Genomic DNA, 11,469 nt, shown 5'->3' on the forward strand with positions numbered 1-11,469 from the left:
CTTCCCTGAGGAGTCACTGCAATGGCAGACAGTGCCGATCTGGATCTACCCGCGGGCTTCGACTTCACCGATCCCCGACTGCACGGCGAGCGGATCCCGTTCGAGGAGTACGCGAGGCTCCGCGCGTGTGCACCGGTGTGGTGGAACGCGAAGGAACCGGGGGTGGACGGCTTCCCCGACGACGGCTTCTGGGTCGTCTCCCGGCATGCGGACATCCGGGACGTGTCGCTGCGCTCGGACGAGTTCTCCTCCAACGCCAACGGGGCAATCCCCCGGCACGAGGCGGCGATCACCCCGGAGGAACTCGAGGTCACCAAGCACGTCCTGATCAACAAGGACGCCCCGGAGCACACCCAGCTGCGCAAGCTGGTCTCCCGGCTGTTCACGCCCCGGTCCGTCGAGTCGATGCGCGAGAAACTCGACGCACGGGCCGAGGACATCGCGACCGCGGCCGCGGCAGCCGGGCACGGTGACTTCGTGAACCAGGTGGCCAGTGAGCTGCCGATGCAGGCGATCTCGGAACTGCTCGGTGTCCCGCCGGAGGCACGCCAGCAGCTGTTCGAGTGGTCGAACCAGATGACCGGCTACGACGACGAGAGCCTTGCCGGCGAGTCCAGGATGGCGTCCGCCCAGATCCTCGGCTACGCCTACCAACTCGCGGAGGCACGGCGGGCGGAGCCGCTCGAGGACATCATCTCGAAACTCGTGCACGCCGACGTCGACGGCGAGGTCCTCACCCCGGAACAGTTCGGGTTTTTCGTGATCATGCTCGCGGTCGCGGGCAACGAGACGACTCGCAACGCGACAACGCTGGGGATCCTCGCCTTCCTCGACCATCCGGAGCAGTGGGAGCTATACAAGCGGGACCGCCCGAGGACGGCGGCCGACGAGATCCTCCGCTGGGCGTCGCCGCTGATCGCGCAGCAGCGCACCGCGCTGGTCGACACCCAGATTGCGGGGACCCCGATCGGGGCCGGGCAGCGGGTGGTGCTGCTGTACGGGTCCGCGAACTTCGACGAGGACGTGTTCGAGAATCCGGCCACCTTCGACATCCGTCGGGATCCGAACCCGCACCTCGCGTTCGGGGGCACCGGACCCCACTACTGCATCGGCGCGAATCTGGCCCGGATGGAGATCGACCTGATCTTCAGCAAGATCGCCGATCACCTGCCCGACATCAGCAGGCTCGGTGACCCGATCCGGTTGCAGTCCGGATGGATCAACGGCATCAAGGAGTTTCGGGTGGACTATGGCCGCCCGGCAGCGGGCGCCGCCGCGGCCGCCGCCGAGTGTCCCGTGGTGCACTGACCGTGACCGGCCAGGGGGGTTCGGTGGTCTCGCAGGAATCCGGGCGGGGGGGCTCGCGGGAACTCGGGCGGGGGATGCTCCGGGGTCTCGGTGAGTTCTACCGGATGACGGCCGAGGTCGCGGTCGGGTTGGTACGCACCCGCTTCCAGCTGCGCGAGTTCCTCGAGCAGAGTTGGATGATCGCCCGCGTGTCGATTGTCCCGACGATCCTGGTCGCGGTGCCGTTCACCGTGCTGGTGAGTTTCACCCTCAACATCCTGCTCCGGGAGATCGGTGCCGCCGACCTGAGTGGTGCCGGCGCCGCGCTCGGAGCGGTGACCCAGGTCGGTCCCGTCGTGACGGTCCTCATCGTCGCGGGGGCGGGGGCCACCGCCATCTGCGCGGACCTGGGCTCCCGGACCATCCGGGAGGAGATCGATGCGATGGAAGTCCTCGGCATCGACCCAGTCACCCGCCTCGTGATCCCGCGGGTGGTGGCGTCGACGGTGGTCGCGCTGCTGCTCAATGGCCTGGTCTGCGTGATCGGCATCGCGGGCGGATTCGCGTTCTCGGTGTTCCTGCAGGGTGTCAACCCGGGCGCGTTCGCCGAGGGGATCACCCTGCTCACCGGGCTTCCCGAGGTGGCGATCTCGATGGTGAAGGCGGCGTTGTTCGGGCTGCTCGCCGGCCTGGTTGCGTGCTATCGGGGTCTGGCGGTGCGTGGTGGTCCGAAGGGCGTTGGGGAGGCGGTCAACGAGACCGTCGTGTACGCGTTCATGGCGCTGTTCGTGGTCAACACGATCGTGACCGCGGTCGGGATCCGGTTGGCGGCGGGGTGAGGGGACGTCGGTGGCACTGACCGAGACCGGAAAGTTCGGGCCGACCCGGGCCCGGGTGGCGCGGGCGTCCAGGTCGATCGACGACCTCGGACGTCAGGCGGTGTTCTTCGCCCGCGCCGTCGCGCACATCCCGTCGGCACTGCGCAGGCACCCGAAGGAGGTGCTGCGCCTGATCGCCGAGATCAGCATGGGCACGGGGGCGCTCGCCCTGATCGGCGGCACCGTCGCCGTCGTCGGCTTCCTGACCCTCGCATCCGGAGGCACCATCGCCATCCAGGGTTTCAGTTCGCTCGGCAACATCGGCGTCGAGGCGTTGACCGGGTTCTTCTCCGCGTTCATCAACGTGCGCATCGCGGCACCGGTGATCGCGGGAATCGGGTTGTCCGCCACTATCGGAGCCGGCTCCACCGCACAGCTGGGCGCAATGCGGATCAGCGAGGAGATCGACGCACTCGAATCGATGGCGATCAGCTCGGTGCCCTACGTCGTCAGCACCCGGGTGGTGGCCGGAATGCTGTCGATCCTGCCGCTGTACTCGCTCGCGCTGGTGGCGTCGTTCCTCGCCGGACGGTTCACGACGGTGGTGATCTTCGGGCAGTCGCCGGGCCTGTACGACCACTACTTCTCCACGTTTCTCAACCCGCTCGACGTCGCGTGGTCGTTCGTCCAGGTGCTGGCGATGGCGATGCTGGTGATGCTGATCCACACCTACTACGGCTACCACGCCGCAGGCGGGCCGTCCGGGGTCGGAACCGCGGTCGGGCGGGGGGTACGGCTGTCGCTGATCTGTGTCGTCGCGGTGACGCTGCTCGTCTCGCTTGCGATCTACGGCGGCTCGGGCAACTTCAACCTGTCCGGTTAGGGGGACGCGTGCACAGGTATGGGTACAAGATCGCCGCGGTCGCGCTGATCGGCACGGTCGCCGGGGTGGTGGCGCTGTCGGTGGCGCTGTTCACCGAGTCGTTCACGCAGCGGGTTCCGGTGACGGTGCTCGCCGAGCGTGCCGGACTGGTGATGGAGCCGGGAGCGCGGGTGAAGATGGCGGGCGTCACGATCGGCACCGTCGACGCGATCGGGCGGGGCGACGGCGACACCGCCCGTCTTGCGTTGTTGCTCGACCCGGACGCCCTCGCCGCGGTCCCGGCGAACGTGCACGTCGAGATCACCTCGAACACGGTGTTCGGCGCCAAGTTCGTCAGCATGACGGCGCCGCCGGATCCGGCCGAGGCGCGGCTGTCCGGCGGCGCCACCATCGACGCGTCCCAGGTCACGGTCGAGATGAACACGGTCTTCGAGAACCTCACCGAGGTGCTGCGGGCGGTGCCCCCGGAGCAGCTCGACGCCACGCTTGGCTCACTCGCCGGTGCCCTGCAGGGACGCGGCGACCGGCTGGGAGATGCCCTCGTCCAGGCGGATTCGTCGCTCGTCGAGTTCCTTGGTGCCCGGCCCGAACTGGAGCGGGTGCTGACCGACCTGCCGCCGGTCACCCAGACCTACGCGGAGGTCGCCCCCGACCTGATGCGCACCCTCGGCTCGCTCACCACCACCGGAACCACCCTCGTCGATGGGCAGCGCAACCTCGACCTGCTGCTGCTGAACGTGACCGGGCTGGCGAACACCGGCGCGGAGGTGCTGGCGCAGAACAGCGACACGTCCGCCGAACTGTTCGCCTCGCTGCGGCCGACGACCGAACTGCTCCGCGAGTACTCCCCGGTGATCCCGTGCATGTTCCGGGGTCTTGAGGAGAGCAAGGCGATCGGCGACGGGGCATACAACGGTCAGCCCGGGCTGAAGATGTCGATCAGTCTGGTCCCCGGCGCCGAGCCGTACCGCTACCCGGATGATCTGCCGAAGGTCGCGGCGACCGGCGGTCCGCACTGCATGGGTCTGCCGCTGCGGGACCCGAACGTCAATGCGCCCTTCCTTGTGACCGACATCGGTGTGAATCCCTTTGCACCGGAACGGCAACCGAACGGCGGGCAGCCGATGAACACGACGGGGGACCTGATGAGCTACCTGTTCGGGACTCCGCGATGACGGGCCGGACGGTGCCCGGCTATGCCGTGAAGTTCGGCGTCTTCGCGGTGGTCATGCTGCTGGTGAACGCAGGCCTGATCCTGGTGTTCGGCCAGATCCGCGGCGGCGGGTCGGCGACCTTCGCCGCCGAGTTCACCAGCGTCTCGGGCCTGCGACCGGGCGATCGGGTGCGGGTCGCGGGCGTCCCGGTCGGCGCCGTCGACTCGGTCGAACTCGGCGCGAACCGTCGTGCCCGCGTCGAGTTCAGCGTCGACGAGGCGGCCGTGCCGACCGTCGAGACGCGGGCCGCGGTCCGCTACCAGGACCTCGTCGGCAACCGTTATCTCGAGTTGCTCGACGCCCCTGGCGCCGCGCGGCCACTGGCTGCGGGCGAGACGATCCCGGTGCGGCGCACCGCGCCTGCTCTCGACCTCGATGCCCTGCTCGGCGGATTCAAACCGCTGTTCCGGGCACTGGACCCGGTCCAGGTGAACCAGCTGTCGATGTCGCTGCTCAAGGTCTTCCAGGGGCAGTCCGGCACCGTCAGCTCGGTACTCGCGCACACCGGGTCGATCACCACCACCCTCGCGGACCGGGACCAGCTGATCGGCCGGGTGATCGACAACCTCGACGCGGTGCTGAGCGAGCTGCGGGGCCGCGGTGACCAGTTCGGTGACACCCTCGACCATCTGCAGCAACTGGTGAGTGGGTTGGGCGCGGATCGCGAGCTGATCGGGGACGCGGTGTCGAGCGTGACGACCGCGACGGGGACCTTCGCGGACCTGCTCACCGACACCCGCCCCGACATCGCGGGGACGATCGCCGAACTCGACGCGAGCCTGGTCCCGGTGGTTGAGCAGCAGGACGAGCTGAACCGGATCGTGGCCTCGATGCCGTCGAACTACCGGCAGCTGATCCGGATCGGCGCGTACGGCTCCTTCTTCAACTTCTACCTGTGCGGGATCGCGATGAAGGTCGACGGAATCGACGGAAAGCCGATGACCGTTGACCTGATCGACCAGACGACGGGGAGGTGCGCGCCGCGATGAGAAGTGCGACGGAAGGCCGCTCGGTGCGGGTCGGGGTGGTCGGCCTGGCGGTGACGGTGGCGGCGGTGCTCGCGGCACTGCAGTACCAGAATCTGCCGTTCGTGGAGTCGGGGGTGCCCTACCACGCGGTGTTCGAGGACGCGAGCGGTCTCGCCACCGGGGACGAGGTCAACGCGGCGGGGGTCGCGGTCGGGACAGTCACCGGAATCGCGGTCGAGCGGGGGCGTGCCCGGGTCGACTTCACGCTCGACGAGTCCGTCGACCTCGGCGCGGCCACCTCGGCGGCGGTGACCACGATGTCGCTGCTCGGAAAGCGGGCCGTCACCCTCGATCTCGACGGTGCCGGGCGGATCCCGGTCGGCGGCGAGATCCCCCTCGACCGCACCAGGTCGGCCTACTCGCTGCCCGACGTGCTCGGTGACCTGACCACCACGGTGGAGGACATCGACCTGGACCGGCTGTCGGCGTCCCTCGACGAGGTGGGAACCGTGCTGACCGACAGCGCGCCGAATCTGCGACCCGCGCTCGATGGTGTCGCCCGCATCTCGGACAGCCTCAACCGCAGGGACGAGACGCTGCGCGCCCTGCTCGCGGACGCCGACCGGGTCGCCGGGATCCTCGCCGAGCGCGGCCCCCAGGTGAATTCGCTGTTGGTGGACGGCAACGCGCTGCTCGGCGAGTTGACCCGCAGGCAGGCCGCGCTGGCGGAGTTGCTCGACAACGTCTCGGCGGTGTCGACGCAGCTGAGTGGATTCGTGCACGACAACGAGGCGCAGCTGACCCCCGTGCTGGACAAGCTGAACACCGTCGTCGGCGTGCTGCAGCGGAACAAGGACAGCATGGCCACCGGCATCGATGGCCTCGGCACCTACGTCGGAACGCTCGGCGACACGGTGGCCAGCGGGCCCTTCTACTACGCATACATCCAGAACCTGGTCCCCGGCCAGTACACCCAGGTGCTGGTGAACCCCGCGGTCGGCTTGCCGCCCGCACCGCTGCCCATCCCGGAGGTCCGATGACGATCCCGTGGCCGACGGTCGGTCGGCGCAGACTCCTGCTCGGCGGCGCCACGGTGGTCCTGGTTGCCGCGATCGCCGCCGCCGGATACCTGACCGTGCAGCACCTTCGGTACTACCGGATCACCGCGTACTTCACGTCGACCACCGGCCTGTACGTCGGTGACGATGTCCGCGTCGTCGGTGTCGACGTGGGCCGGGTGACGGGCATCGACCCGGACGGCGACCGGATGCGGGTCCGGCTGACGCTGGAGCGCTCGGTCCCGGTCGCCGCGGACGCGAAGGCGGTGATCGTCGCCCAGTCGCTGGTGTCCGCGCGATTCGTGCAGCTCACCCCCGCGGTCATCGAGGAGGGGGCACCGGCGCTCGGCGACGGCGCCGAGATCGGTGTCGACCGGACCGCCGTCCCGGTCGAGTGGGACCGGATCAAGGCCGAACTGGGACGCGCCGCGGACGTGCTCGGGCCGAGCGGCGACGATCCCGGACCGGCCGCGAACCTGCTGAACGGCGCCGGATCCGCGTTGCAGGGCAACGGCGCCGCGCTGGGGAACTCGGTCGCCGAGCTGTCCAGGGCGATGAGCACCCTGTCCGACAGCGGTGACGACCTGTTCGGCACCGTTCGTGGACTCCAGGCGTTCACCACCGCACTCGCCGCGAGCAACGAGCAGATCGTGCAGTTCCAGGGACGGCTCGCGACGGTCTCCGGACTGCTTGCGGAGGGCCGGACCCAGCTCGCGCCCGCGCTCGCCGACCTGGACGCCGCCGTCGCCGATGTGCAGCGGTTCGTCGCGCAGAACCGGACCGGGCTGACCGAGCAGGTCGCGAAGCTCGCCGACGTCTCCCGGGTACTCGTCGACAAGAAGGACGGGCTGGAGCGGGTGCTGCACCTGGGCCCGACGGCACTGGCCAACTACTACAACATCTATCGGCCCGCACTGGGATCGATGATCGGCGTCCCGGCATTCCAGAACATCGGGAATCCGATCAACTTCATCTGCGGTGGCATCGCGGGGCTGGCCAACGAGACGTCCGAGAGGGGGGCGGAACTGTGCGCGCAGTACCTGGGTCCGCTGCTGAACACCGTCAAGGCCAACTACCCGGACCTGACCGTCAACCCGAGCCGCGCGCTCGGCGCGGCGCCGGAGCAACTGATCTACAGCGAGCCGCAGCTGCGCCCGCCGGCTCCGGCCGCCGCCCCGGGTGCCGCGTCGATGCCCGCGCTGACGATGCCGACCGTCCCGGTTCCGGATCTCGGTGCGCTGCTCGCGCCGTGGACGGGGACACGGTGAGCCGCCGCGGCTGGGCGGTCGGTGCCGCGGCGCTGTCGGCGACCCTGGTGCTGTCCGGGTGCGAGTGGGGCGGCCTGAACTCGCTGCCGCTGCCCGGGGCCGCTGGCCGCGGTGACGGCAGTTTCGCCGTGGTGATCGAGATGCCGGATGTGACCACGATCAGCCCGAACTCGCCGGTGCTGGTCGACGATGTCACGGTCGGCAGCATCAGCTCCATCGAGCCAGACAACTGGCACGCGAAGGTGACGGTGTCCTTGGACAAGTCGGTGCGGTTGCCCGCGAACGCGACGGCCCGGATCGGGCAGACGAGCCTGCTCGGATCCACCCATATCGCCCTCGCGCCCCCGACCGACGTTCCCCCCGAGGGCCAACTTGCCGACGGCTCGCTGATCCCGCTGGACCGCGCCGGGGTGTACCCGACAACGGAGGAGGCGCTCACCGCGCTGTCGGTGGTGCTCAACGGGGGCGGGCTCGCGCAGGTGCAGACCATCACCACGGAACTGAACAAGACCCTCGGCGGCCGGGAGGCGTCGGTGCGGGACCTGCTGACACAGTTCGATTCGCTCGCCGAGACGCTGGATCGGCAGCGGGACGCGATGGTGACCACGATGGCGAACCTGGACGGGTTCGCAGGCGAGATCGCCACCGAACGGGACGTGCTGCGCCGGGCACTGGACGTGCTGGACCCGGCGATGGCGGTGCTCGCGGACGACCGCGCCGAGCTGACCTCCGCGCTCGATTCGGTTGGCCGATTCGGTGCGGTGGGTACGGACCTGGTGACCCGGACCAGGGACGATCTGCGGGCCAACCTCGAGGCCCTGGAACCAACCCTCGAACAGGTCGTCGCCGCCGGTCCGGACCTGATGAACAACCTGGGGAACCTCAGCACGTTTCCGTTCCCGCAGACCACCATCGACCAGGGGATGCGGGGCGACTACGCGAACCTGTGGGTGCTGGTCGACCTGACCGGCGAGCGGCTGCGGGAGAGCCTCGGATTCGGCACCCCGCTCGCGCCGGCGACGGCGGTGTCGACGGGGGAACCGGTGAATCCGGTGACCGCACCGCTCGATCCGCCCACGCGGGGGAGTGGCCGATGATCCTGACGAAACTGGTCCGCATCCAACTGGCGATCTTCGCGGTCATCGCCGTCATCGGGATGACCGCGGCCGCGGTCGCCTACCTTCGGGTGCCGACGATGCTGGGAATCGGGCGGTACACCGTCACCGTCGAAATGGCCGACGCGGGCGGCCTCTACCGCAACGCGAACGTCACCTATCGCGGCGAGACCATCGGCCGGGTCCGCGACGTCCGGGTCGACCCGGACGCCGTCCGGGCTGAGCTGTCGCTGGTCGCGTCGGTGCCGGTGCCGACCCGCGACCTGGCCGTTGCGGTGCGGAGTGTGTCGGCGATCGGCGAGCAGTACGTCGATCTGCAGCCGGCAACCGCCGACGGGCCGTACCTGACCGACGGCGACGTGATCGAGGCGGCGCGGGTGACAACCCCGCAGGAGATCGGTCCCGTGCTCGATCGCGCGCAGCAGATGCTCGCGTCGATACCGCAGGACACGCTGCGGGCCGTCCTCGACGAGTCGGCGGCGGCGTTCGCCGGGCGGGGACAGGACCTGGCGCGGCTGCTCGACGCGACCACCTCGTTCGTCGACCAGGCCGCCGACGCCACGACCTCGGCGACGACGCTGGTGCGGCAGCTGGCGCCGCTGCTGGACACCCAGGTCGTCACCGGCGACCAGATCCGGCAGTGGACCGCACACGTCGCGCACCTGAGCGATCAGCTCGCCACCGCGGACGGTTCGACGCGGGGGCTCCTCGATCGGGGGCCGGGTTTCGCCGCCGAGGCGGACACCCTGTTCCAGCAGCTGCGGCCAACCCTGCCACTGATGCTGGCGAATCTGACCAGCACCACGCAGGTCGCCCTCACCTACAACGCGGCCCTCGAGCAGGTCTTCGTGATCCTGCCGCCGCTCGTCGCCGCCCAGGAGACGGTGGTGCAGAAGGGGCAGGCCGACGGTGCGGCGTACGTGAACTTCCACCTGCAGGCCCAGGACCCGGCCGCCTGTTCCACCGGGTACCTGCCCGCCGACCAACGCCGCGACCCGAGGGACATGAGCGTGCCCGCCACCCCGCCCGACCTGTTCTGCAAGGTGCCCCAGGACTCGACGTTCGCGGTCCGCGGTTCCAGGAACATTCCCTGCGCGGAGGTCCCGGGGAAGCGGGCGCCGACGCCGCAGATCTGCAACAGCCCGGAGCCGTTCGTCCCGTCCGGCACCAATGCACCGGACGAGCTGTACTCCGGGCCGGACGGCACGCGATACGGGCACACCGACATTGCGCCTGCGGCAGGGGGAGGTGACGACCGATGGCAGCAGCTGCTGGGCCCGACACCGTAGCGGAGGCGCCGGTCGCCGGGGACGCGCCGGCCCGAGGGGACGCCGCAGCCGCGTCCCCTCCGGCCGGGCGGAGGCGAACGATCCTGGCGGGGATCGCGGTGCTGCTCCTCGCCGGTCTCGGCGTCGGGGCGGTCGCGGTGATCGGCCGGTACCTCGACGATCGGAGCCGCGACGCGCACCGGCAGGCGCTCGTCGCCGCCGCCACCGCAGGGGTGGTGGCGATGATCGACGTCGACACCGACTCCGCGGACGCCGATCTCGACCGTCTCCGCGATCTCAGCACCGGACCCTTCGCGGACGAGCTCGCCGACGGCCGCACCGGGCTGGCCGCCGCGATCCGGGAGTTCGCGGTGCGCTCGGACGGATCGGTGGACTCGGCGGCGCTGGCAACGGATGCGGGCGGTGGCGGTGTCGTGCTCGTCGCGGCGTCGGCCAGCGTCGCGAACAGCGACAGTCCGACGGCGACACCGCGCAGCTATCGGCTGCGCGTCACGGTCGAGGACGTCGGCGACCGCCTGCTGATGTCGGGGATGGAGTTCGTGCCGTGAGGGGGCGACGGATCGCGCTGGTCGTGGCCGCGCTCATCGTCGTGGTGCTGGTCCTCGCCGTTACCGCGCTCGCGTGGCTGAGTCGCGGATCCGCGGCGAGGGAGGCGGCGCGGGCGGACGCGCTCGCCGAGGGGCCGGCGGTGGTGGAAGCGGTGTTGAGCTACAACGCGCAGACCGTCGACGCCGACCTGGACCGGGCCGGGCAGGACACCACCGGGGACTTTCGTCGTGAGTTCGTCGACTATGCATCGACAACCGTTGCCCCACAGTCGAAGGAACGGGGCATCAGCACCCGGGCACGGGTGGTCGAGGCGGGCTACCTCGACGGCACCGCGGATCGGGCACGGCTGCTGATGTTCATCGACCAGATCACCACGTCGACCGCGCAGCCCGCGCCGGCTGCCACCGCCTCGCGCGTGGAGGTGACCCTCGAACTGGTCGACGGTCGGTGGCGAATCGGCGCGCTGACCCCGGTGTAGGGCAGCGCGCGCGGGGGTGGGCAGGGTCGCCACCTTGGGTGCCTGTCGGGGCGCGCCGCGGTGGCGGAGTCTTGATGTCACAAGCAAGACCAACCCCACCGATTCAAGGAGAGTCACCATGTCGAACACCATCACGCGAGTCCTGGCCACCGCGGCGATCGCCGCGTTCGCTGTCGCTGGCGGCGCCGGGATCGCCTCCGCCCAAGGCGGAGACGCGAACGGCGGCAACGCGAACGGCGGCAACGCCACCTCGACCGGCGGCAGCGGCTGCAACGGAGGCAGCCTCAATGCCGGTGTCGGTGGGGTCGGGATCGCCGGTGGCACCGGTGGCGCCGCGACCGTCGGCAACGGGGGCAACGGCTGCAACGGCGGGCCCGCCAATGCCAACGGCGGCAACGCCAGCGGCGGCACCGGTGGCTCCGACAACGACACGACCAACACCAACAGCAACAACACCACCAACGACAACGACACCACGACCACCACCACCGAGGACGGCGGACTGTTCGACCTCTTCTGGTGACCGACCGCGGCCCCCGGCC

Annotated in this window: 12 protein-coding genes; all 12 read left to right on the forward strand. The window is 70.1% G+C overall.

All coding sequences use genetic code 11. From position 1 onward, the window contains the following. Positions 1-21 precede the first annotated feature (21 nt). The 12 genes from ACWF62_RS19670 to ACWF62_RS19725 all read left to right on the forward strand — a co-directional run bounded on the left by ACWF62_RS19670 (position 22) and on the right by ACWF62_RS19725 (position 11,450). Positions 22-1,308, forward strand: a complete 1,287-nt coding sequence (locus ACWF62_RS19670; RefSeq protein ID WP_452631104.1) for a cytochrome P450 — start codon at positions 22-24, stop codon at positions 1,306-1,308. Positions 1,309-1,382: 74 nt separating this feature from the next. After that, entirely contained in the window at positions 1,383-2,126 is a 744-nt protein-coding gene (locus tag ACWF62_RS19675) for an MlaE family ABC transporter permease (protein ID WP_378506755.1), read from the forward strand. Between the two features lie 10 nt (positions 2,127-2,136). Beyond that, positions 2,137-2,988 carry an MlaE family ABC transporter permease gene (locus ACWF62_RS19680; protein WP_378506723.1) on the forward strand — a complete coding sequence of 284 codons (852 nt, stop codon included), beginning with the start codon at positions 2,137-2,139 and terminating at the stop codon, positions 2,986-2,988. Positions 2,989-2,996: 8 nt separating this feature from the next. Beyond that, positions 2,997-4,163, forward strand: coding sequence for an MCE family protein (locus tag ACWF62_RS19685; RefSeq protein WP_378506724.1), 1,167 nt, complete (start codon positions 2,997-2,999; stop codon positions 4,161-4,163). After that, positions 4,160-5,191, forward strand: coding sequence for an MCE family protein (locus ACWF62_RS19690; protein WP_378506725.1), 1,032 nt, complete (start codon positions 4,160-4,162; stop codon positions 5,189-5,191). Before ACWF62_RS19685 ends, ACWF62_RS19690 begins: the two co-directional genes overlap by 4 nt. Next, positions 5,188-6,210 carry an MCE family protein gene (locus ACWF62_RS19695; RefSeq protein WP_378506726.1) on the forward strand — a complete coding sequence of 341 codons (1,023 nt, stop codon included), beginning with the start codon at positions 5,188-5,190 and terminating at the stop codon, positions 6,208-6,210. Before ACWF62_RS19690 ends, ACWF62_RS19695 begins: the two co-directional genes overlap by 4 nt. Further along, positions 6,207-7,496, forward strand: a complete 1,290-nt coding sequence (locus tag ACWF62_RS19700) for an MCE family protein (RefSeq protein WP_378506727.1) — start codon at positions 6,207-6,209, stop codon at positions 7,494-7,496. The genes ACWF62_RS19695 and ACWF62_RS19700 overlap by 4 nt, the downstream gene beginning before the upstream one ends. Further along, on the forward strand, positions 7,478-8,593 hold the full coding sequence (locus ACWF62_RS19705) for an MCE family protein (protein ID WP_378571401.1): 1,116 nt from the start codon (positions 7,478-7,480) through the stop codon (positions 8,591-8,593). Before ACWF62_RS19700 ends, ACWF62_RS19705 begins: the two co-directional genes overlap by 19 nt. Further along, entirely contained in the window at positions 8,590-9,900 is a 1,311-nt protein-coding gene (locus ACWF62_RS19710) for an MCE family protein (protein WP_378506729.1), read from the forward strand. Before ACWF62_RS19705 ends, ACWF62_RS19710 begins: the two co-directional genes overlap by 4 nt. Next, on the forward strand, positions 9,870-10,448 hold the full coding sequence (locus tag ACWF62_RS19715) for a hypothetical protein (protein WP_452631106.1): 579 nt from the start codon (positions 9,870-9,872) through the stop codon (positions 10,446-10,448). The genes ACWF62_RS19710 and ACWF62_RS19715 overlap by 31 nt, the downstream gene beginning before the upstream one ends. Continuing rightward, positions 10,445-10,927 carry a hypothetical protein gene (locus tag ACWF62_RS19720; RefSeq protein WP_378506731.1) on the forward strand — a complete coding sequence of 161 codons (483 nt, stop codon included), beginning with the start codon at positions 10,445-10,447 and terminating at the stop codon, positions 10,925-10,927. The genes ACWF62_RS19715 and ACWF62_RS19720 overlap by 4 nt, the downstream gene beginning before the upstream one ends. A 118-nt stretch (positions 10,928-11,045) precedes the next feature. Then, on the forward strand, positions 11,046-11,450 hold the full coding sequence (locus ACWF62_RS19725; protein WP_378506732.1) for a hypothetical protein: 405 nt from the start codon (positions 11,046-11,048) through the stop codon (positions 11,448-11,450). The last annotated feature ends 19 nt before the right edge of the window (positions 11,451-11,469 follow it).

The sequence above is a fragment of the Rhodococcus sp. NPDC054953 genome, from assembly GCF_053609225.1.